The organism is Paucibacter aquatile, from assembly GCF_002885975.1.
GTDB classification, from domain to species: domain Bacteria; phylum Pseudomonadota; class Gammaproteobacteria; order Burkholderiales; family Burkholderiaceae_C; genus Paucibacter_A; species Paucibacter_A aquatilis.
Map to the genome: position 1 here is coordinate 1 of NZ_POSP01000003.1, position 20,187 is coordinate 20,187.

Annotated in this window: 31 protein-coding genes; 10 read left to right on the plus strand and 21 right to left on the minus strand. The window is 57.7% G+C overall.

The window, feature by feature from the left end; all coding sequences use genetic code 11:
• Window positions 1-949: 949 nt before the first annotated feature.
• Both C1O66_RS23535 and C1O66_RS03490 read right to left on the minus strand, forming a co-directional pair.
• The gene (locus C1O66_RS23535; protein ID WP_165794454.1) at window positions 950-1,393 is read right to left on the minus strand and encodes a helix-turn-helix domain-containing protein; all 444 of its coding nucleotides are present in this window, start codon (window positions 1,391-1,393) and stop codon (window positions 950-952) included.
• A 75-nt stretch (window positions 1,394-1,468) separates the two neighbouring features.
• Window positions 1,469-1,945, minus strand: a complete 477-nt coding sequence (locus tag C1O66_RS03490; RefSeq protein ID WP_243392696.1) for a DUF2726 domain-containing protein — start codon at window positions 1,943-1,945, stop codon at window positions 1,469-1,471.
• Window positions 1,946-1,969: 24 nt separating this feature from the next.
• Here C1O66_RS03490 and C1O66_RS03495 point away from each other — a divergent pair, with 24 nt between their 5' ends.
• From C1O66_RS03495 to C1O66_RS03505, 3 genes are read left to right on the plus strand one after another with little or no spacing between them, the layout of a single operon-like run.
• Complete coding sequence (locus tag C1O66_RS03495) at window positions 1,970-2,263, plus strand: single-stranded DNA-binding protein (RefSeq protein WP_102766634.1); 294 nt, start codon at window positions 1,970-1,972, stop codon at window positions 2,261-2,263.
• 11 nt (window positions 2,264-2,274) lie between these two features.
• On the plus strand, window positions 2,275-2,481 hold the full coding sequence (locus C1O66_RS03500) for a hypothetical protein (protein ID WP_102766635.1): 207 nt from the start codon (window positions 2,275-2,277) through the stop codon (window positions 2,479-2,481).
• Window positions 2,482-2,495: 14 nt separating this feature from the next.
• Entirely contained in the window at window positions 2,496-3,521 is a 1,026-nt protein-coding gene (locus C1O66_RS03505; RefSeq protein ID WP_133155088.1) for a rolling circle replication-associated protein, read from the plus strand.
• A 412-nt stretch (window positions 3,522-3,933) separates the two neighbouring features.
• Here C1O66_RS03505 and C1O66_RS03510 read toward each other — a convergent pair whose 3' ends face one another.
• From C1O66_RS03510 to C1O66_RS03520, 3 genes are read right to left on the minus strand one after another with little or no spacing between them, the layout of a single operon-like run.
• A complete protein-coding gene (locus tag C1O66_RS03510) occupies window positions 3,934-4,959 on the minus strand; it encodes a rolling circle replication-associated protein (protein WP_133155088.1) in 1,026 nt (341 codons plus the stop codon).
• Between the two features lie 14 nt (window positions 4,960-4,973).
• A complete protein-coding gene (locus tag C1O66_RS03515; RefSeq protein ID WP_102766635.1) occupies window positions 4,974-5,180 on the minus strand; it encodes a hypothetical protein in 207 nt (68 codons plus the stop codon).
• 11 nt (window positions 5,181-5,191) lie between these two features.
• A complete protein-coding gene (locus C1O66_RS03520) occupies window positions 5,192-5,485 on the minus strand; it encodes a single-stranded DNA-binding protein (protein ID WP_102766634.1) in 294 nt (97 codons plus the stop codon).
• A 24-nt stretch (window positions 5,486-5,509) separates the two neighbouring features.
• On the opposite strand from C1O66_RS03520, the gene C1O66_RS03525 reads away from it, so the two are divergent.
• From C1O66_RS03525 to C1O66_RS23410, 3 genes are all read left to right on the plus strand, one after another.
• Window positions 5,510-5,986 carry a DUF2726 domain-containing protein gene (locus C1O66_RS03525; protein ID WP_243392696.1) on the plus strand — a complete coding sequence of 159 codons (477 nt, stop codon included), beginning with the start codon at window positions 5,510-5,512 and terminating at the stop codon, window positions 5,984-5,986.
• Window positions 5,987-6,062: 76 nt separating this feature from the next.
• Window positions 6,063-6,506 (plus strand): helix-turn-helix domain-containing protein, encoded by a 444-nt coding sequence (locus tag C1O66_RS23540; protein ID WP_165794454.1) that lies wholly within the window; start codon window positions 6,063-6,065, stop codon window positions 6,504-6,506.
• Window positions 6,507-6,531: 25 nt separating this feature from the next.
• Complete coding sequence (locus C1O66_RS23410; protein WP_165794455.1) at window positions 6,532-6,855, plus strand: helix-turn-helix domain-containing protein; 324 nt, start codon at window positions 6,532-6,534, stop codon at window positions 6,853-6,855.
• A 92-nt stretch (window positions 6,856-6,947) separates the two neighbouring features.
• On the opposite strand, the gene C1O66_RS03530 is transcribed toward C1O66_RS23410, so the two are convergent.
• The 7 genes from C1O66_RS03530 to C1O66_RS03560 all read right to left on the minus strand — a co-directional run bounded on the left by C1O66_RS03530 (window position 6,948) and on the right by C1O66_RS03560 (window position 11,921).
• Complete coding sequence (locus C1O66_RS03530) at window positions 6,948-8,000, minus strand: zonular occludens toxin domain-containing protein (protein WP_102766637.1); 1,053 nt, start codon at window positions 7,998-8,000, stop codon at window positions 6,948-6,950.
• On the minus strand, window positions 8,001-8,330 hold the full coding sequence (locus C1O66_RS03535; protein WP_207795895.1) for a DUF2523 domain-containing protein: 330 nt from the start codon (window positions 8,328-8,330) through the stop codon (window positions 8,001-8,003).
• A 2-nt stretch (window positions 8,331-8,332) separates the two neighbouring features.
• Window positions 8,333-9,658 carry a virulence factor TspB C-terminal domain-related protein gene (locus C1O66_RS23545; protein ID WP_133155089.1) on the minus strand — a complete coding sequence of 442 codons (1,326 nt, stop codon included), beginning with the start codon at window positions 9,656-9,658 and terminating at the stop codon, window positions 8,333-8,335.
• A gap of 105 nt (window positions 9,659-9,763) precedes the next feature.
• The gene (locus C1O66_RS03545) at window positions 9,764-9,988 is read right to left on the minus strand and encodes a major capsid protein (protein ID WP_102766639.1); all 225 of its coding nucleotides are present in this window, start codon (window positions 9,986-9,988) and stop codon (window positions 9,764-9,766) included.
• Window positions 9,989-10,369: 381 nt separating this feature from the next.
• Window positions 10,370-11,395: a rolling circle replication-associated protein gene (locus C1O66_RS03550; protein ID WP_133155088.1), complete on the minus strand. Its 1,026-nt coding sequence runs from the start codon at window positions 11,393-11,395 to the stop codon at window positions 10,370-10,372.
• Window positions 11,396-11,409: 14 nt separating this feature from the next.
• On the minus strand, window positions 11,410-11,616 hold the full coding sequence (locus tag C1O66_RS03555) for a hypothetical protein (RefSeq protein ID WP_102766635.1): 207 nt from the start codon (window positions 11,614-11,616) through the stop codon (window positions 11,410-11,412).
• An 11-nt stretch (window positions 11,617-11,627) separates the two neighbouring features.
• Entirely contained in the window at window positions 11,628-11,921 is a 294-nt protein-coding gene (locus C1O66_RS03560) for a single-stranded DNA-binding protein (protein WP_102766634.1), read from the minus strand.
• A 24-nt stretch (window positions 11,922-11,945) separates the two neighbouring features.
• On the opposite strand from C1O66_RS03560, the gene C1O66_RS03565 reads away from it, so the two are divergent.
• The 3 genes from C1O66_RS03565 (at window position 11,946) to C1O66_RS23415 (ending at window position 13,291) form a co-directional block, all read left to right on the plus strand.
• The gene (locus C1O66_RS03565; protein ID WP_243392696.1) at window positions 11,946-12,422 is read left to right on the plus strand and encodes a DUF2726 domain-containing protein; all 477 of its coding nucleotides are present in this window, start codon (window positions 11,946-11,948) and stop codon (window positions 12,420-12,422) included.
• Window positions 12,423-12,498: 76 nt separating this feature from the next.
• Window positions 12,499-12,942, plus strand: a complete 444-nt coding sequence (locus C1O66_RS23550; RefSeq protein WP_165794454.1) for a helix-turn-helix domain-containing protein — start codon at window positions 12,499-12,501, stop codon at window positions 12,940-12,942.
• Window positions 12,943-12,967: 25 nt separating this feature from the next.
• Window positions 12,968-13,291, plus strand: a complete 324-nt coding sequence (locus tag C1O66_RS23415; protein ID WP_165794455.1) for a helix-turn-helix domain-containing protein — start codon at window positions 12,968-12,970, stop codon at window positions 13,289-13,291.
• A gap of 92 nt (window positions 13,292-13,383) precedes the next feature.
• Here C1O66_RS23415 and C1O66_RS03570 read toward each other — a convergent pair whose 3' ends face one another.
• The 7 genes from C1O66_RS03570 to C1O66_RS03600 form a co-directional block, all read right to left on the minus strand.
• On the minus strand, window positions 13,384-14,436 hold the full coding sequence (locus tag C1O66_RS03570; protein WP_102766637.1) for a zonular occludens toxin domain-containing protein: 1,053 nt from the start codon (window positions 14,434-14,436) through the stop codon (window positions 13,384-13,386).
• Complete coding sequence (locus tag C1O66_RS03575) at window positions 14,437-14,766, minus strand: DUF2523 domain-containing protein (protein ID WP_207795895.1); 330 nt, start codon at window positions 14,764-14,766, stop codon at window positions 14,437-14,439.
• Window positions 14,767-14,768: 2 nt separating this feature from the next.
• Window positions 14,769-16,094 carry a virulence factor TspB C-terminal domain-related protein gene (locus C1O66_RS23555; RefSeq protein ID WP_133155089.1) on the minus strand — a complete coding sequence of 442 codons (1,326 nt, stop codon included), beginning with the start codon at window positions 16,092-16,094 and terminating at the stop codon, window positions 14,769-14,771.
• Between the two features lie 105 nt (window positions 16,095-16,199).
• Window positions 16,200-16,424, minus strand: coding sequence for a major capsid protein (locus C1O66_RS03585; RefSeq protein ID WP_102766639.1), 225 nt, complete (start codon window positions 16,422-16,424; stop codon window positions 16,200-16,202).
• A gap of 381 nt (window positions 16,425-16,805) precedes the next feature.
• Entirely contained in the window at window positions 16,806-17,831 is a 1,026-nt protein-coding gene (locus C1O66_RS03590) for a rolling circle replication-associated protein (protein ID WP_133155088.1), read from the minus strand.
• A 14-nt stretch (window positions 17,832-17,845) separates the two neighbouring features.
• A complete protein-coding gene (locus C1O66_RS03595) occupies window positions 17,846-18,052 on the minus strand; it encodes a hypothetical protein (RefSeq protein WP_102766635.1) in 207 nt (68 codons plus the stop codon).
• A gap of 11 nt (window positions 18,053-18,063) precedes the next feature.
• Window positions 18,064-18,357: a single-stranded DNA-binding protein gene (locus C1O66_RS03600; protein WP_102766634.1), complete on the minus strand. Its 294-nt coding sequence runs from the start codon at window positions 18,355-18,357 to the stop codon at window positions 18,064-18,066.
• A 24-nt stretch (window positions 18,358-18,381) separates the two neighbouring features.
• Here C1O66_RS03600 and C1O66_RS03605 point away from each other — a divergent pair, with 24 nt between their 5' ends.
• On the plus strand, window positions 18,382-18,858 hold the full coding sequence (locus tag C1O66_RS03605) for a DUF2726 domain-containing protein (RefSeq protein WP_243392696.1): 477 nt from the start codon (window positions 18,382-18,384) through the stop codon (window positions 18,856-18,858).
• A 440-nt stretch (window positions 18,859-19,298) separates the two neighbouring features.
• Here C1O66_RS03605 and C1O66_RS03610 read toward each other — a convergent pair whose 3' ends face one another.
• Together C1O66_RS03610 and C1O66_RS03615 are read right to left on the minus strand one after the other, a co-directional pair.
• A complete protein-coding gene (locus tag C1O66_RS03610) occupies window positions 19,299-19,715 on the minus strand; it encodes a rhodanese-like domain-containing protein (RefSeq protein WP_102766640.1) in 417 nt (138 codons plus the stop codon).
• Window positions 19,693-20,097, minus strand: a complete 405-nt coding sequence (locus C1O66_RS03615; protein ID WP_102766641.1) for an ArsR/SmtB family transcription factor — start codon at window positions 20,095-20,097, stop codon at window positions 19,693-19,695. Before C1O66_RS03615 ends, C1O66_RS03610 begins: the two co-directional genes overlap by 23 nt.
• Window positions 20,098-20,187: the final 90 nt, after the last annotated feature.

Genomic DNA, 20,187 nt, shown 5'->3' on the forward strand with positions numbered 1-20,187 from the left:
CCGAGGCCCACACCCATAAGCGGAAAATCCCTTTCAAGGTTTGGGTATTGATTGCCCTTCTTATTGGTTCTCCCATTCTTGGCGTTGTAGGTTTGCGGATTGGCATGGGTTTAGGTAAAGCCGATGCATCTGGCCAAGCTGGTGTTTTTGCGCCTGGTGCAGCATCTGCGCCTATTGCCACTGTGGGCGGCCAGGCCCAGCAGGCGAGGGCATCCACGCCCGTCGAATACGCGCAGGCCTATCAGCCGCGCATTGAGGGCTTGCCTCATACGGCCCCGGCCTACGATGAGGTAACCAAGCCGACACAGGCCCCATACCCTGCGGCATGCATCGCCAGCAAAAGCGCTGCGGCTGCTGGTCGCAGCAGGGCACGAAATTGGACACGCCGGAGAGCCTTTGTCGCTCCATCGCTGATGGCGGGTTTTTCATCGCGTGGGCTGGTGTCTCGGTGCCCGCGCATGCCGTCGCTGAGCCTGCCAAACAGCCAGCAGAGCCACCGGCTACGGTCAAGCAATAGCGGGGCTGGGGCGTGCCCCAGTGAGCCCGTAGGGCGTTGCTTGGGTCTGTCCAGCAGAAAGGCCTGAGGCGTAGCCATTGCGGGCAATGGCCTAGCCGAGGGCCGTTCTGTCGTTCGCGGGGTGTGTTCGTCCAAGTGGCGCAGTCGTGTTCCGCGTCATCAATGCAATCTGCTCCCGCAGTTGCCTGACTCTCGCCATAGGCCTCGTTGGTCTGAATGGCCATTGGTGTTCGGTGGCCATCTCGCAATCCCAAACGCTGTGGCCTTCGCGCGACAGCCACCACAAAGCCAGGCGGGCTATCCGTGGTGCTTTCTCTTCTCCAGCGGTCGGCGGTGCGTCGGGATACGCCTAGTTTTTTGGCGATTTCATGTGCTGATGGTTCCAATGTCGGCCAGTAGATCGGCCATTGAACCGGGGTCTTGGGCAGTCGATTAAGCATGATTGCCTATCGGCTGCGGCCGCAAAATTCCTGAGGCAATAAGTCGCAGCTTTGTCAAGCCTCGGCGCAGCCAAAGGCGACAATGTGTAGTCTGTCCGGTCAATGGGAATTGACCGTTATCACCGATGCCTGCTGCGTTTGCGGGGCTTGGAGTCGTGGACAAATTGACCACGAAAAAAAGGGCAAAGATGCTGCTTAGACCATGCTTGAAAGGGTTCCTGCGTGGCATGTTTGCCAGCTCTTGCAGTTCCCAAAGCTCAGCGGCCTCCATCTGAACGAGCGTTGCGAGCGCTTCTAGCTTTGCCTTTGGCAGCGGCTTTTTCCCTTGCTTCGCCAGGCTGATCCAGCCGGATGCAATGTCTAGCTCTCGTGCGAGTGCGTTTTGCCCTCCGCACTTTTCAGCGGCGTTGTCAATCACCCGTCCGAATGTTTCCACTTTTATCTCCGGCTGGTTAACCTCCGGTCGCTTACCTTTTTTGGTAAGCGCTTCCCGGTTTTGGAAAGTAGCAGGTTAGCACGGGGGCATGGCGTCACTTTTCTCCGAAAGCGCTGCCAGCAGCTCGCCCTCGTCGGGAATGTTCTTGAAGCGCAAAACCTTGATTCCGGCTTTTGTTAGCAGCTGATCGCGTCTCTGGTCTAGGTGTTCTCGTCCTCTGTGGCTTTCGTCATCGAGTTCGATAACAGCGGCGACTTCGAAGGCTTTCGAGCAGATCACGAAGTCAGCGACTTTTCTGTCAAACGTCGCTCTGGTTGGTCTGTCTCGAGTGTCCAGCAGTGCAGAAAACGAAACCTGCGCTAACACAACCCGATCAGGTAATGCGTTTTTCAAGCGGAAGTACATCCCTTGTTCTCGTTTCGTAAGGGGTGTTCGTTTCCATAGCTTGCCTGTTGCTCTCGGTCGGCGCCGTGCTTTGACCAATAGAAAAACGGTCAGTACCACGGCAAGGGGCCATAGCACCTCCGCGATCTGGTGAAGCGTCATCTTCATTTTTCGTACTTATTGGAGCCAACCATGATTCAAATCACCATCGCTCAGACCACCGTCAAGGAGTTCAAGGGCAACAGCAAGACGACCGGCAAGCCGTATCACTTGCGCATGCAAACAGGCTATGCGCATACCGTCGACAAGGATGGTAACAAGCCGCCGTACCCCGAGAAATTTGACCTGATGCTGGACGGCGAACAGCAGCCGTACAGCCCCGGTGATTACCAGCTGCACCCGTCGAGCCTGTACGTGGACCGTGATGGCCGTCTTGCGGTGTCGGCGCGGTTGGCTCCCGTTGCCCGCAAGCCTGCCACGGCCTGACGGGTGCACCCATGGACGGCATGGAAACCGCGATTCACGCGGCACAGCTCGCCCTGCTGCGTATGTCGATGGCTGCGGCCTTGCGCTCTGCCATGGCTGATGACGATCAGATTTTGAGCATTACCGTTGCGGCTCGGCCAGGGCAGGGCGGCGATGTAGACATTGACGTTGAGCTGTGCGGCCAGGCTGGCTTTCCTGTCGGGGGTTACTCGCTGTGAGTCACTCCGCCCACGTGCAAGCCTACGCCGTCGCTAGTTCCTTGGAGCTGGCGGCGGTGCGCGTCCATGAGCTGGACATGATGGGGCGCGGTTTGGATCGCGGTGCCGCTCAAGTAATCGCACAGTCACGCAGCGAGCAAATGCGGCATTGGGCACAGGCCCGCCAGGGCCTCGACGGCGCGAAAGCGCCGGGGCTTGTCTCAGTTCCAACAAGTCCCGAAAGGGCGTCTGAAGAGGCTGTATCGGCCCGCGTAGCGGCAGAGCGCGACGAACTGGCCGACACCCTGGAGTGTTTTGCCATCGACAAAGCGAAGCGACGTTTAGCGCTCTTGCGTCGGTCGGTGGGCTTTGCGGCTCGTTGCCATGCGATCACCGAGAAGGGCCACCGCTCGGATGTGCCGTGGATGGTCACGCTCACCTATGCCCCTGGTCAGCTCTGGTCCTCGCGTCATGTCTCTGACGCGCTACGGGCTATGTATCACTGGTGCAAACGTAAGGGAATCCCGTTTCGTTACGTTTGGATCGCTGAAATCCAAGACGGCAAGCGCCGGGCCGATGGCAAGGGCCGCGACTGCATCCACTACCACATTGTTGTGTGGTTGCCGGTTGGCGTGCGGTGCCCTCATTTCGACCGGCGCGGGTGGTGGCCGTATGGCATGAGTCGCAGCGATGCGCCTCAGAAGGTGGGTAACGCGGTGGGCTATCTGCTGCATTACCTGAAGAAAGACAAGAACTTGGCAGCAATGCCGAAAGGGGCGCGAGCTTATGGCGTCGGTGGCTTGGATCACGCTTCTAGGCGTGCTCGTCGTTGGCTTGGTCTGCCTGCGTTTGTGCAGGCGAATTCTGACATCAGCGACCAATGGCGCAGAGCGGAGGGCGGCGGCTGGATTAGCCCAAGCGGTCGCCACTATGCCTCCGAGTTTCGGCGCGTCGTGCTTGCGGGCGTTGAGGCATTGCAGCGCGTCTGCACCCATACAAGGGCCATTGCAGCCTCTGGCCCGTTCTGTTGGCTTTCGCGGGGGGGTGTGAGCCATGCCTAATGGCTATCAGCAGGGGGCTGTGTGTTTTCCCACGGTCAAGGACGCAGCGCAGGCGTATGTGAACACTTTGCCGCCTGTATCTGCCGTCACTCAGACTAACTGCCCGTTTATGGGGACTTACCTTGTGTCTGGCACTGCTGATCGTGCCTGGGTTCAGGTGTATTGGTCCAAGGTCACCGGTGGTACTTGCAACACGGACCTTATCGGATAAGGGTCCGTGTTGCAAGTACCACCGGTGACCTTGGACCAATACACCTGAACCCAGGCACGATCAGCAGTGCCAGACACAAGGTAAGTCCCCATAAACGGGCAGTTAGTCTGAGTGACGGCAGATACAGGCGGCAAAGTGTTCACATACGCCTGCGCTGCGTCCTTGACCGTGGGAAAACACACAGCCCCCTGCTGATAGCCATTAGGCATGGCTCACACCCCCCCGCGAAAGCCAACAGAACGGGCCAGAGGCTGCAATGGCCCTTGTATGGGTGCAGACGCGCTGCAATGCCTCAACGCCCGCAAGCACGACGCGCCGAAACTCGGAGGCATAGTGGCGACCGCTTGGGCTAATCCAGCCGCCGCCCTCCGCTCTGCGCCATTGGTCGCTGATGTCAGAATTCGCCTGCACAAACGCAGGCAGACCAAGCCAACGACGAGCACGCCTAGAAGCGTGATCCAAGCCACCGACGCCATAAGCTCGCGCCCCTTTCGGCATTGCTGCCAAGTTCTTGTCTTTCTTCAGGTAATGCAGCAGATAGCCCACCGCGTTACCCACCTTCTGAGGCGCATCGCTGCGACTCATGCCATACGGCCACCACCCGCGCCGGTCGAAATGAGGGCACCGCACGCCAACCGGCAACCACACAACAATGTGGTAGTGGATGCAGTCGCGGCCCTTGCCATCGGCCCGGCGCTTGCCGTCTTGGATTTCAGCGATCCAAACGTAACGAAACGGGATTCCCTTACGTTTGCACCAGTGATACATAGCCCGTAGCGCGTCAGAGACATGACGCGAGGACCAGAGCTGACCAGGGGCATAGGTGAGCGTGACCATCCACGGCACATCCGAGCGGTGGCCCTTCTCGGTGATCGCATGGCAACGAGCCGCAAAGCCCACCGACCGACGCAAGAGCGCTAAACGTCGCTTCGCTTTGTCGATGGCAAAACACTCCAGGGTGTCGGCCAGTTCGTCGCGCTCTGCCGCTACGCGGGCCGATACAGCCTCTTCAGACGCCCTTTCGGGACTTGTTGGAACTGAGACAAGCCCCGGCGCTTTCGCGCCGTCGAGGCCCTGGCGGGCCTGTGCCCAATGCCGCATTTGCTCGCTGCGTGACTGTGCGATTACTTGAGCGGCACCGCGATCCAAACCGCGCCCCATCATGTCCAGCTCATGGACGCGCACCGCCGCCAGCTCCAAGGAACTAGCGACGGCGTAGGCTTGCACGTGGGCGGAGTGACTCACAGCGAGTAACCCCCGACAGGAAAGCCAGCCTGGCCGCACAGCTCAACGTCAATGTCTACATCGCCGCCCTGCCCTGGCCGAGCCGCAACGGTAATGCTCAAAATCTGATCGTCATCAGCCATGGCAGAGCGCAAGGCCGCAGCCATCGACATACGCAGCAGGGCGAGCTGTGCCGCGTGAATCGCGGTTTCCATGCCGTCCATGGGTGCACCCGTCAGGCCGTGGCAGGCTTGCGGGCAACGGGAGCCAACCGCGCCGACACCGCAAGACGGCCATCACGGTCCACGTACAGGCTCGACGGGTGCAGCTGGTAATCACCGGGGCTGTACGGCTGCTGTTCGCCGTCCAGCATCAGGTCAAATTTCTCGGGGTACGGCGGCTTGTTACCATCCTTGTCGACGGTATGCGCATAGCCTGTTTGCATGCGCAAGTGATACGGCTTGCCGGTCGTCTTGCTGTTGCCCTTGAACTCCTTGACGGTGGTCTGAGCGATGGTGATTTGAATCATGGTTGGCTCCAATAAGTACGAAAAATGAAGATGACGCTTCACCAGATCGCGGAGGTGCTATGGCCCCTTGCCGTGGTACTGACCGTTTTTCTATTGGTCAAAGCACGGCGCCGACCGAGAGCAACAGGCAAGCTATGGAAACGAACACCCCTTACGAAACGAGAACAAGGGATGTACTTCCGCTTGAAAAACGCATTACCTGATCGGGTTGTGTTAGCGCAGGTTTCGTTTTCTGCACTGCTGGACACTCGAGACAGACCAACCAGAGCGACGTTTGACAGAAAAGTCGCTGACTTCGTGATCTGCTCGAAAGCCTTCGAAGTCGCCGCTGTTATCGAACTCGATGACGAAAGCCACAGAGGACGAGAACACCTAGACCAGAGACGCGATCAGCTGCTAACAAAAGCCGGAATCAAGGTTTTGCGCTTCAAGAACATTCCCGACGAGGGCGAGCTGCTGGCAGCGCTTTCGGAGAAAAGTGACGCCATGCCCCCGTGCTAACCTGCTACTTTCCAAAACCGGGAAGCGCTTACCAAAAAAAGGTAAGCGACCGGAGGTTAACCAGCCGGAGATAAAAGTGGAAACATTCGGACGGGTGATTGACAACGCCGCTGAAAAGTGCGGAGGGCAAAACGCACTCGCACGAGAGCTAGACATTGCATCCGGCTGGATCAGCCTGGCGAAGCAAGGGAAAAAGCCGCTGCCAAAGGCAAAGCTAGAAGCGCTCGCAACGCTCGTTCAGATGGAGGCCGCTGAGCTTTGGGAACTGCAAGAGCTGGCAAACATGCCACGCAGGAACCCTTTCAAGCATGGTCTAAGCAGCATCTTTGCCCTTTTTTTCGTGGTCAATTTGTCCACGACTCCAAGCCCCGCAAACGCAGCAGGCATCGGTGATAACGGTCAATTCCCATTGACCGGACAGACTACACATTGTCGCCTTTGGCTGCGCCGAGGCTTGACAAAGCTGCGACTTATTGCCTCAGGAATTTTGCGGCCGCAGCCGATAGGCAATCATGCTTAATCGACTGCCCAAAGACCCCGGTTCAATGGCCGATCTACTGGCCGACATTGGCAACCCATCAGCACATGAAATCGCCAAAAAACTAGGCGTATCCCGACGCACCGCCGACCGCTGGAGAACCGAGAAAGCACCACGGATAGCCCGCCTGGCTTTGTGGTGGCTGTCGCGCGAAGGCCACAGCGTTTGGGATTGCGAGATGGCCACCCGAACACAAATGGCCATTCAGACCAACGAGGCGCTATGGCGAGAAGTCAGGCAACTGCGGGAGCAGATTGCATTGATGACGCGGAACACGACTGCGCCACTTGGACGAACACACCCCGCGAACGACAGAACGGCCCTCGGCTAGGCCATTGCCCGCAATGGCTACGCCTCAGGCCTTTCTGCTGGACAGACCCAAGCAACGCCCTACGGGCTCACTGGGGCACGCCCCAGCCCCCGCTATTGCTTGACCGTAGCCGGTGGCTCTGCTGGCTGTTTGGCAGGCTCAGCGACGGCATGCGCGGGCACCGAGACACCAGCCCACGCGATGAAAAACCCGCCATCAGCGATGGAGCGACAAAGGCTCTCCGGCGTGTCCAATTTCGTGCCCTGCTGCGACCAGCAGCCGCAGCGCTTTTTGCTGGCGATGCATGCCGCAGGGTATGGGGCCTGTGTCGGCTTGGTTACCTCATCGTAGGCCGGGGCCGTATGAGGCAAGCCCTCAATGCGCGGCTGATAGGCCTGCGCGTATTCGACGGGCGTGGATGCCCTCGCCTGCTGGGCCTGGCCGCCCACAGTGGCAATAGGCGCAGATGCTGCACCAGGCGCAAAAACACCAGCTTGGCCAGATGCATCGGCTTTACCTAAACCCATGCCAATCCGCAAACCTACAACGCCAAGAATGGGAGAACCAATAAGAAGGGCAATCAATACCCAAACCTTGAAAGGGATTTTCCGCTTATGGGTGTGGGCCTCGGCGCTTTTGTAGTAGGCGTAAGCCTTTTTATTGAATTTGTATAGATGCTTGATCGAATCGGTGCGGGTTTTATCGCAGTTATCTTTCACTGCGCCCCATTCATGCACCGTCGATACCTGCATACCGAATTTGCGAACAGCGTGCAGATGGCGACCGACCAGGCGACGAATACCAACATGCAATTGGCTAGGGTGCTGGCAAATAAGTACCAGGTCAATGCCCTTGCCCCGGTGGGTTTCCATCGCAGGCTCAGCCCAAACTGGGGCGGCCTGGCTGGTAGGCCGAGGCCGAAAGCCTGGCACTTTCTGGCATTCATCGATGACGACAATACTGCCAGGCGGGCAGCTGGGCCATTCCTCAACCTTAATAGGCGTCCACGGCAATGTCAGCTCAACGATACCCGGGGCGGAATCGTCGCCCTGATCGCGCTGGACATAGAAAATAGGCCGCTGCGTTTGCTGGCGCAAAACCTCCAGCCGGTCGATTGTGTAAAGGCTCTTGCATGCACCAGGCAAGCCCGTCTGTAGCTCAATCATTTAACCACCTGGCGAGCGCTGGATTGATTTAACGATGGTCCCACTCTGCAAACCACTCACGACAAGTGAAGCCATCCAGGCGCTGAAATAGACATTGATGACAGCGGGCACCTGCAATAACTGAATGACCGTATATACATCGCCTGGCAGCGCCGCGAACTTTTGCGAGGCCTGATCGCGTATCCATTCAGCTGTCAAATTGACGCCCTGATAAGCAACAAAACCAACGCCGAGACTTACCAATACCCGACCAACGAGAGTACCGACAGCAGCAGTAATGCCGCCGATGATAGAACCAATAAGCAGGGGTACACCGAGAGGCAAAGGCATGATCAGAACTTTCTAAATACGAAGAAACCAGCATGGAGCAGCGAAAAGGCAAACGCCATGTGCCCCATCCAGCGCAGCGGATCGCACAGCTTAGAAAAAGGAATCACAGCCGATTTACCCGCGACAGATACTGTCTTATCAGCCAGGCAAGACGCCGCACCCTCTTGAGGCCGGAACAAGCTGCCGAACGATTGCGACTCCAAACCCTTGAGGGGATGCCCATCTGGCTGGGCCTGGCTGTTCATCGCAGCGTCACCAACCTCTGAAAGCGCGTTAGGCGTGTCGTATAACTGGCAATTGCGTTGATGAATTTCGCGAGCCATGGCGCACTGAACAGCGTCACCGTCACACGTATAGCCGCCGCCACAATTACCACCCCACCGGCCCTCTTTACAAATCTGTAACCCGGGGTTTTCTTGACAGAAATTTTCTTTCGGTTTTTCCTGACTGGCAGTACCCACAACAGTCCCATTTTTATCAGTGACCGTGGTAGTAGTCGTGCAAGTTGATTGATTACATACTGTGTTTGTGGTGGCAGTTCCCCCATCAGGCAAATTAGGGCCGCCAGGCGTAGTATTGCCAGCAGCAGCACCAGAAGCAGAAGTCGAAGCGCCAGGAATAGAAGTAGAAGCACAAGGCACACAGACCTGAGTACCGTTAATAGTCCCGGGACATTGACCGGCGGGACATTGCTTAGGAGCCTCAGAAGTGGTTTCGCCAGTATTGGCACCATCGCCGCCAACTTTGCCGCCGCAGGCCTGGCCGGTGTATTTGTACGGCCAGGACATATAGAGAGAACCATCAGGAGCGGCCTTAACAGATGCCGGATTAACGCCGCAGCCATCCATGCATTGCTCGCCGGGGTTTTCTATTTTGCGATCAGGCTGCGTAACAGCGGAATACGAGCCCTTTACAGGGCACGAATATGGATTGCAGCTCAAGCCGTCGCCCGAAGGCTTGAAACCTTGATTGCATTCACAGAGCTTATTAGGCAGCTCGGTGGAATTCGCAGGGCACATAGAAACATTTTGCTGCTTAGCCTGGCGAACCCAAGAATAAGAACCATACCCAGGTTCCATATATGAGCCGCTGCAATTGGCAACGCCGCTAGTTCCCTCGCCAGAACCACACTGCAAAGGCGTAATAATCGTTTTGCCCTTTGTTTCAGCCTGCCAAGCTGGAGAACAAGCAGCATAAGGACTGGCACCAGCACCAGAGCCGCATTGCCAACCAGCTTGGACCTGGGGAATAGACCGACCAAATGCCGCGACCTGGCCGCACATAAGCACCAGGCCGAATAAAACAATCAATCGTTTAAAAGTATCCACAGGCCACCCAGTAAAGCCAGAATTACATATATGCCCATCTCACACCCCCCCTTATTAATGACCTGGCACGCAAACCATTAAAAAAGGGGCCGAAGCCCCGGAAGATCAAGCGGCGCGAGCCATCCACTTGAAAACCTTGGTCGCCACCACCACTCCGAACACGGCCAAGCCGATGACGAGCACGGCAGCGCCGGCCTCGGTGATGGTGGCAACAGCCGCGGTGGTGTCGATCGCAGCATGGGAAGCGGTGGAGCCAACCAGCGAGCCAACGGCAACCAGGCCAGCGCGAGCCTTCTTGTTTGCGACAACGCGAGCGAACATCTTGTTCATGAAATTTCCCTTTCAGGTGTGCCGTCAGTGTTGAGAGCGCGGGCCAAAGCTTTAAGACACCAAGCACTCACCCAGACTGCGGCGACGGCACCCGCAATCGAGGCCCCATCCTCTAGGGATAGGTGAAAAGGAGATGAATCGATAGAGCACGGAACAGCGTAATATTCAAAGGATGAAGGAAGTACCGTGTTGCAAGTACCACCGGTGACCTTGGACCAATACACCTGAACCCAGGCACGATCAGCAGTGCCAGACACAAGGTAAGTCCCCATAAACGGGCAGTTAGTCTGAGTGACGGCAGATACAGGCGGCAAAGTGTTCACATACGCCTGCGCTGCGTCCTTGACCGTGGGAAAACACACAGCCCCCTGCTGATAGCCATTAGGCATGGCTCACACCCCCCCGCGAAAGCCAACAGAACGGGCCAGAGGCTGCAATGGCCCTTGTATGGGTGCAGACGCGCTGCAATGCCTCAACGCCCGCAAGCACGACGCGCCGAAACTCGGAGGCATAGTGGCGACCGCTTGGGCTAATCCAGCCGCCGCCCTCCGCTCTGCGCCATTGGTCGCTGATGTCAGAATTCGCCTGCACAAACGCAGGCAGACCAAGCCAACGACGAGCACGCCTAGAAGCGTGATCCAAGCCACCGACGCCATAAGCTCGCGCCCCTTTCGGCATTGCTGCCAAGTTCTTGTCTTTCTTCAGGTAATGCAGCAGATAGCCCACCGCGTTACCCACCTTCTGAGGCGCATCGCTGCGACTCATGCCATACGGCCACCACCCGCGCCGGTCGAAATGAGGGCACCGCACGCCAACCGGCAACCACACAACAATGTGGTAGTGGATGCAGTCGCGGCCCTTGCCATCGGCCCGGCGCTTGCCGTCTTGGATTTCAGCGATCCAAACGTAACGAAACGGGATTCCCTTACGTTTGCACCAGTGATACATAGCCCGTAGCGCGTCAGAGACATGACGCGAGGACCAGAGCTGACCAGGGGCATAGGTGAGCGTGACCATCCACGGCACATCCGAGCGGTGGCCCTTCTCGGTGATCGCATGGCAACGAGCCGCAAAGCCCACCGACCGACGCAAGAGCGCTAAACGTCGCTTCGCTTTGTCGATGGCAAAACACTCCAGGGTGTCGGCCAGTTCGTCGCGCTCTGCCGCTACGCGGGCCGATACAGCCTCTTCAGACGCCCTTTCGGGACTTGTTGGAACTGAGACAAGCCCCGGCGCTTTCGCGCCGTCGAGGCCCTGGCGGGCCTGTGCCCAATGCCGCATTTGCTCGCTGCGTGACTGTGCGATTACTTGAGCGGCACCGCGATCCAAACCGCGCCCCATCATGTCCAGCTCATGGACGCGCACCGCCGCCAGCTCCAAGGAACTAGCGACGGCGTAGGCTTGCACGTGGGCGGAGTGACTCACAGCGAGTAACCCCCGACAGGAAAGCCAGCCTGGCCGCACAGCTCAACGTCAATGTCTACATCGCCGCCCTGCCCTGGCCGAGCCGCAACGGTAATGCTCAAAATCTGATCGTCATCAGCCATGGCAGAGCGCAAGGCCGCAGCCATCGACATACGCAGCAGGGCGAGCTGTGCCGCGTGAATCGCGGTTTCCATGCCGTCCATGGGTGCACCCGTCAGGCCGTGGCAGGCTTGCGGGCAACGGGAGCCAACCGCGCCGACACCGCAAGACGGCCATCACGGTCCACGTACAGGCTCGACGGGTGCAGCTGGTAATCACCGGGGCTGTACGGCTGCTGTTCGCCGTCCAGCATCAGGTCAAATTTCTCGGGGTACGGCGGCTTGTTACCATCCTTGTCGACGGTATGCGCATAGCCTGTTTGCATGCGCAAGTGATACGGCTTGCCGGTCGTCTTGCTGTTGCCCTTGAACTCCTTGACGGTGGTCTGAGCGATGGTGATTTGAATCATGGTTGGCTCCAATAAGTACGAAAAATGAAGATGACGCTTCACCAGATCGCGGAGGTGCTATGGCCCCTTGCCGTGGTACTGACCGTTTTTCTATTGGTCAAAGCACGGCGCCGACCGAGAGCAACAGGCAAGCTATGGAAACGAACACCCCTTACGAAACGAGAACAAGGGATGTACTTCCGCTTGAAAAACGCATTACCTGATCGGGTTGTGTTAGCGCAGGTTTCGTTTTCTGCACTGCTGGACACTCGAGACAGACCAACCAGAGCGACGTTTGACAGAAAAGTCGCTGACTTCGTGATCTGCTCGAAAGCCTTCGAAGTCGCCGCTGTTATCGAACTCGATGACGAAAGCCACAGAGGACGAGAACACCTAGACCAGAGACGCGATCAGCTGCTAACAAAAGCCGGAATCAAGGTTTTGCGCTTCAAGAACATTCCCGACGAGGGCGAGCTGCTGGCAGCGCTTTCGGAGAAAAGTGACGCCATGCCCCCGTGCTAACCTGCTACTTTCCAAAACCGGGAAGCGCTTACCAAAAAAAGGTAAGCGACCGGAGGTTAACCAGCCGGAGATAAAAGTGGAAACATTCGGACGGGTGATTGACAACGCCGCTGAAAAGTGCGGAGGGCAAAACGCACTCGCACGAGAGCTAGACATTGCATCCGGCTGGATCAGCCTGGCGAAGCAAGGGAAAAAGCCGCTGCCAAAGGCAAAGCTAGAAGCGCTCGCAACGCTCGTTCAGATGGAGGCCGCTGAGCTTTGGGAACTGCAAGAGCTGGCAAACATGCCACGCAGGAACCCTTTCAAGCATGGTCTAAGCAGCATCTTTGCCCTTTTTTTCGTGGTCAATTTGTCCACGACTCCAAGCCCCGCAAACGCAGCAGGCATCGGTGATAACGGTCAATTCCCATTGACCGGACAGACTACACATTGTCGCCTTTGGCTGCGCCGAGGCTTGACAAAGCTGCGACTTATTGCCTCAGGAATTTTGCGGCCGCAGCCGATAGGCAATCATGCTTAATCGACTGCCCAAAGACCCCGGTTCAATGGCCGATCTACTGGCCGACATTGGCAACCCATCAGCACATGAAATCGCCAAAAAACTAGGCGTATCCCGACGCACCGCCGACCGCTGGAGAACCGAGAAAGCACCACGGATAGCCCGCCTGGCTTTGTGGTGGCTGTCGCGCGAAGGCCACAGCGTTTGGGATTGCGAGATGGCCACCCGAACACAAATGGCCATTCAGACCAACGAGGCGCTATGGCGAGAAGTCAGGCAACTGCGGGAGCAGATTGCATTGATGACGCGGAACACGACTGCGCCACTTGGACGAACACACCCCGCGAACGACAGAACGGCCCTCGGCTAGGCCATTGCCCGCAATGGCTACGCCTCAGGCCTTTCTGCTGGACAGACCCAAGCAACGCCCTACGGGCTCACTGGGGCACGCCCCAGCCCCCGCTATTGCTTGACCGTAGCCGGTGGCTCTGCTGGCTGTTTGGCAGGCTCAGCGACGGCATGCGCGGGCACCGAGACACCAGCCCACGCGATGAAAAACCCGCCATCAGCGATGGAGCGACAAAGGCTCTCCGGCGTGTCCAATTTCGTGCCCTGCTGCGACCAGCAGCCGCAGCGCTTTTTGCTGGCGATGCATGCCGCAGGGTATGGGGCCTGTGTCGGCTTGGTTACCTCATCGTAGGCCGGGGCCGTATGAGGCAAGCCCTCAATGCGCGGCTGATAGGCCTGCGCGTATTCGACGGGCGTGGATGCCCTCGCCTGCTGGGCCTGGCCGCCCACAGTGGCAATAGGCGCAGATGCTGCACCAGGCGCAAAAACACCAGCTTGGCCAGATGCATCGGCTTTACCTAAACCCATGCCAATCCGCAAACCTACAACGCCAAGAATGGGAGAACCAATAAGAAGGGCAATCAATACCCAAACCTTGAAAGGGATTTTCCGCTTATGGGTGTGGGCCTCGGCGCTTTTGTAGTAGGCGTAAGCCTTTTTATTGAATTTGTATAGATGCTTGATCGAATCGGTGCGGGTTTTATCGCAGTTATCTTTCACTGCGCCCCATTCATGCACCGTCGATACCTGCATACCGAATTTGCGAACAGCGTGCAGATGGCGACCGACCAGGCGACGAATACCAACATGCAATTGGCTAGGGTGCTGGCAAATAAGTACCAGGTCAATGCCCTTGCCCCGGTGGGTTTCCATCGCAGGCTCAGCCCAAACTGGGGCGGCCTGGCTGGTAGGCCGAGGCCGAAAGCCTGGCACTTTCTGGCATTCATCGATGACGACAATACTGCCAGGCGGGCAGCTGGGCCATTCCTCAACCTTAATAGGCGTCCACGGCAATGTCAGCTCAACGATACCCGGGGCGGAATCGTCGCCCTGATCGCGCTGGACATAGAAAATAGGCCGCTGCGTTTGCTGGCGCAAAACCTCCAGCCGGTCGATTGTGTAAAGGCTCTTGCATGCACCAGGCAAGCCCGTCTGTAGCTCAATCATTTAACCACCTGGCGAGCGCTGGATTGATTTAACGATGGTCCCACTCTGCAAACCACTCACGACAAGTGAAGCCATCCAGGCGCTGAAATAGACATTGATGACAGCGGGCACCTGCAATAACTGAATGACCGTATATACATCGCCTGGCAGCGCCGCGAACTTTTGCGAGGCCTGATCGCGTATCCATTCAGCTGTCAAATTGACGCCCTGATAAGCAACAAAACCAACGCCGAGACTTACCAATACCCGACCAACGAGAGTACCGACAGCAGCAGTAATGCCGCCGATGATAGAACCAATAAGCAGGGGTACACCGAGAGGCAAAGGCATGATCAGAACTTTCTAAATACGAAGAAACCAGCATGGAGCAGCGAAAAGGCAAACGCCATGTGCCCCATCCAGCGCAGCGGATCGCACAGCTTAGAAAAAGGAATCACAGCCGATTTACCCGCGACAGATACTGTCTTATCAGCCAGGCAAGACGCCGCACCCTCTTGAGGCCGGAACAAGCTGCCGAACGATTGCGACTCCAAACCCTTGAGGGGATGCCCATCTGGCTGGGCCTGGCTGTTCATCGCAGCGTCACCAACCTCTGAAAGCGCGTTAGGCGTGTCGTATAACTGGCAATTGCGTTGATGAATTTCGCGAGCCATGGCGCACTGAACAGCGTCACCGTCACACGTATAGCCGCCGCCACAATTACCACCCCACCGGCCCTCTTTACAAATCTGTAACCCGGGGTTTTCTTGACAGAAATTTTCTTTCGGTTTTTCCTGACTGGCAGTACCCACAACAGTCCCATTTTTATCAGTGACCGTGGTAGTAGTCGTGCAAGTTGATTGATTACATACTGTGTTTGTGGTGGCAGTTCCCCCATCAGGCAAATTAGGGCCGCCAGGCGTAGTATTGCCAGCAGCAGCACCAGAAGCAGAAGTCGAAGCGCCAGGAATAGAAGTAGAAGCACAAGGCACACAGACCTGAGTACCGTTAATAGTCCCGGGACATTGACCGGCGGGACATTGCTTAGGAGCCTCAGAAGTGGTTTCGCCAGTATTGGCACCATCGCCGCCAACTTTGCCGCCGCAGGCCTGGCCGGTGTATTTGTACGGCCAGGACATATAGAGAGAACCATCAGGAGCGGCCTTAACAGATGCCGGATTAACGCCGCAGCCATCCATGCATTGCTCGCCGGGGTTTTCTATTTTGCGATCAGGCTGCGTAACAGCGGAATACGAGCCCTTTACAGGGCACGAATATGGATTGCAGCTCAAGCCGTCGCCCGAAGGCTTGAAACCTTGATTGCATTCACAGAGCTTATTAGGCAGCTCGGTGGAATTCGCAGGGCACATAGAAACATTTTGCTGCTTAGCCTGGCGAACCCAAGAATAAGAACCATACCCAGGTTCCATATATGAGCCGCTGCAATTGGCAACGCCGCTAGTTCCCTCGCCAGAACCACACTGCAAAGGCGTAATAATCGTTTTGCCCTTTGTTTCAGCCTGCCAAGCTGGAGAACAAGCAGCATAAGGACTGGCACCAGCACCAGAGCCGCATTGCCAACCAGCTTGGACCTGGGGAATAGACCGACCAAATGCCGCGACCTGGCCGCACATAAGCACCAGGCCGAATAAAACAATCAATCGTTTAAAAGTATCCACAGGCCACCCAGTAAAGCCAGAATTACATATATGCCCATCTCACACCCCCCCTTATTAATGACCTGGCACGCAAACCATTAAAAAAGGGGCCGAAGCCCCGGAAGATCAAGCGGCGCGAGCCATCCACTTGAAAACCTTGGTCGCCACCACCACTCCGAACACGGCCAAGCCGATGACGAGCACGGCAGCGCCGGCCTCGGTGATGGTGGCAACAGCCGCGGTGGTGTCGATCGCAGCATGGGAAGCGGTGGAGCCAACCAGCGAGCCAACGGCAACCAGGCCAGCGCGAGCCTTCTTGTTTGCGACAACGCGAGCGAACATCTTGTTCATGAAATTTCCCTTTCAGGTGTGCCGTCAGTGTTGAGAGCGCGGGCCAAAGCTTTAAGACACCAAGCACTCACCCAGACTGCGGCGACGGCACCCGCAATCGAGGCCCCATCCTCTAGGGATAGGTGAAAAGGAGATGAATCGATAGAGCACGGAACAGCGTAATATTCAAAGGATGAAGGAAGTACCGTGTTGCAAGTACCACCGGTGACCTTGGACCAATACACCTGAACCCAGGCACGATCAGCAGTGCCAGACACAAGGTAAGTCCCCATAAACGGGCAGTTAGTCTGAGTGACGGCAGATACAGGCGGCAAAGTGTTCACATACGCCTGCGCTGCGTCCTTGACCGTGGGAAAACACACAGCCCCCTGCTGATAGCCATTAGGCATGGCTCACACCCCCCCGCGAAAGCCAACAGAACGGGCCAGAGGCTGCAATGGCCCTTGTATGGGTGCAGACGCGCTGCAATGCCTCAACGCCCGCAAGCACGACGCGCCGAAACTCGGAGGCATAGTGGCGACCGCTTGGGCTAATCCAGCCGCCGCCCTCCGCTCTGCGCCATTGGTCGCTGATGTCAGAATTCGCCTGCACAAACGCAGGCAGACCAAGCCAACGACGAGCACGCCTAGAAGCGTGATCCAAGCCACCGACGCCATAAGCTCGCGCCCCTTTCGGCATTGCTGCCAAGTTCTTGTCTTTCTTCAGGTAATGCAGCAGATAGCCCACCGCGTTACCCACCTTCTGAGGCGCATCGCTGCGACTCATGCCATACGGCCACCACCCGCGCCGGTCGAAATGAGGGCACCGCACGCCAACCGGCAACCACACAACAATGTGGTAGTGGATGCAGTCGCGGCCCTTGCCATCGGCCCGGCGCTTGCCGTCTTGGATTTCAGCGATCCAAACGTAACGAAACGGGATTCCCTTACGTTTGCACCAGTGATACATAGCCCGTAGCGCGTCAGAGACATGACGCGAGGACCAGAGCTGACCAGGGGCATAGGTGAGCGTGACCATCCACGGCACATCCGAGCGGTGGCCCTTCTCGGTGATCGCATGGCAACGAGCCGCAAAGCCCACCGACCGACGCAAGAGCGCTAAACGTCGCTTCGCTTTGTCGATGGCAAAACACTCCAGGGTGTCGGCCAGTTCGTCGCGCTCTGCCGCTACGCGGGCCGATACAGCCTCTTCAGACGCCCTTTCGGGACTTGTTGGAACTGAGACAAGCCCCGGCGCTTTCGCGCCGTCGAGGCCCTGGCGGGCCTGTGCCCAATGCCGCATTTGCTCGCTGCGTGACTGTGCGATTACTTGAGCGGCACCGCGATCCAAACCGCGCCCCATCATGTCCAGCTCATGGACGCGCACCGCCGCCAGCTCCAAGGAACTAGCGACGGCGTAGGCTTGCACGTGGGCGGAGTGACTCACAGCGAGTAACCCCCGACAGGAAAGCCAGCCTGGCCGCACAGCTCAACGTCAATGTCTACATCGCCGCCCTGCCCTGGCCGAGCCGCAACGGTAATGCTCAAAATCTGATCGTCATCAGCCATGGCAGAGCGCAAGGCCGCAGCCATCGACATACGCAGCAGGGCGAGCTGTGCCGCGTGAATCGCGGTTTCCATGCCGTCCATGGGTGCACCCGTCAGGCCGTGGCAGGCTTGCGGGCAACGGGAGCCAACCGCGCCGACACCGCAAGACGGCCATCACGGTCCACGTACAGGCTCGACGGGTGCAGCTGGTAATCACCGGGGCTGTACGGCTGCTGTTCGCCGTCCAGCATCAGGTCAAATTTCTCGGGGTACGGCGGCTTGTTACCATCCTTGTCGACGGTATGCGCATAGCCTGTTTGCATGCGCAAGTGATACGGCTTGCCGGTCGTCTTGCTGTTGCCCTTGAACTCCTTGACGGTGGTCTGAGCGATGGTGATTTGAATCATGGTTGGCTCCAATAAGTACGAAAAATGAAGATGACGCTTCACCAGATCGCGGAGGTGCTATGGCCCCTTGCCGTGGTACTGACCGTTTTTCTATTGGTCAAAGCACGGCGCCGACCGAGAGCAACAGGCAAGCTATGGAAACGAACACCCCTTACGAAACGAGAACAAGGGATGTACTTCCGCTTGAAAAACGCATTACCTGATCGGGTTGTGTTAGCGCAGGTTTCGTTTTCTGCACTGCTGGACACTCGAGACAGACCAACCAGAGCGACGTTTGACAGAAAAGTCGCTGACTTCGTGATCTGCTCGAAAGCCTTCGAAGTCGCCGCTGTTATCGAACTCGATGACGAAAGCCACAGAGGACGAGAACACCTAGACCAGAGACGCGATCAGCTGCTAACAAAAGCCGGAATCAAGGTTTTGCGCTTCAAGAACATTCCCGACGAGGGCGAGCTGCTGGCAGCGCTTTCGGAGAAAAGTGACGCCATGCCCCCGTGCTAACCTGCTACTTTCCAAAACCGGGAAGCGCTTACCAAAAAAAGGTAAGCGACCGGAGGTTAACCAGCCGGAGATAAAAGTGGAAACATTCGGACGGGTGATTGACAACGCCGCTGAAAAGTGCGGAGGGCAAAACGCACTCGCACGAGAGCTAGACATTGCATCCGGCTGGATCAGCCTGGCGAAGCAAGGGAAAAAGCCGCTGCCAAAGGCAAAGCTAGAAGCGCTCGCAACGCTCGTTCAGATGGAGGCCGCTGAGCTTTGGGAACTGCAAGAGCTGGCAAACATGCCACGCAGGAACCCTTTCAAGCATGGTCTAAGCAGCATCTTTGCCCTTTTTTTCGTGGTCAATTTGTCCACGACTCCAAGCCCCGCAAACGCAGCAGGCATCGGTGATAACGGTCAATTCCCATTGACCGGACAGACTACACATTGTCGAAATTTCAAAGAGGTGTGCGAACCGGGAGCCCAAGGGCCATCCAGGCCGACATACCGCCGGCCAGGTTGCACACCTGGGTGTGGCCGCGATGCAGCAGGAACTGCATGGCTTGCTGGCTGCGTCCGCCAGCGGCACAGGCCACGATGAGCTTGCCGTTGCGTGGCAGCTCGCCGTGGCGCTGCTGCAGCTCGCTGAGCGGCATATGGATAAAACGCTCCACGTCGTAGGCGACGCGTGCCACCTCGTGAGCCTCGCGCACATCGAGCAGCCAGGTGCCGGCTTCGGCCCGCAGCGAATGATGCGCGTCCAGCGCGTGAATATTGAGGTCGAAGGCCTGTGTCATGGCGTTGGCTTCCTTGTGATGACGAGTAAGGCGCGCGGTGTTGAAGCCAGCGGCTTCAGTTGGAATCGAGCGAAGCATGTGCGGAGGCTGGCTGCAGCGCCGAGGTCTGCGACATCAAGCCGAGCGCGCGGGTGCAGAGATCGAAGACCGCGTCATCTCGCACCCGGTAAAAGGCACGCGCACCGCGGGTGTAGCGCAGCAGCACGCCTTGCTGCTGCAAGACGCTGAGATGGCGCGAGATGTTGGCGGGCGTGGCCTGGCACTGAAGCGCAATTTCGCCGACATGGCGTTCCTGCGCCGACAGGCAACGCAGGATGCTGAGACGCATGGGTTCGCCCAGGGCCTTGAAGTACGCGGCCAAGGGAACGAGGCTGCCTGCCTCGGCCTGTGTCAGGCCCTGCGCGATGTGTGGAGGCTGGCTGAATTGGCGGACGTTTTCAGACGGGCTGGCGGCTTCCATGGTCTTGGGCCCTTTGCTGGCGGTCCAGGCGGTCGAAATCCCCTGAACACATGAGTCTCTGATTGCTTGATTAATTGACTATTTGCATTT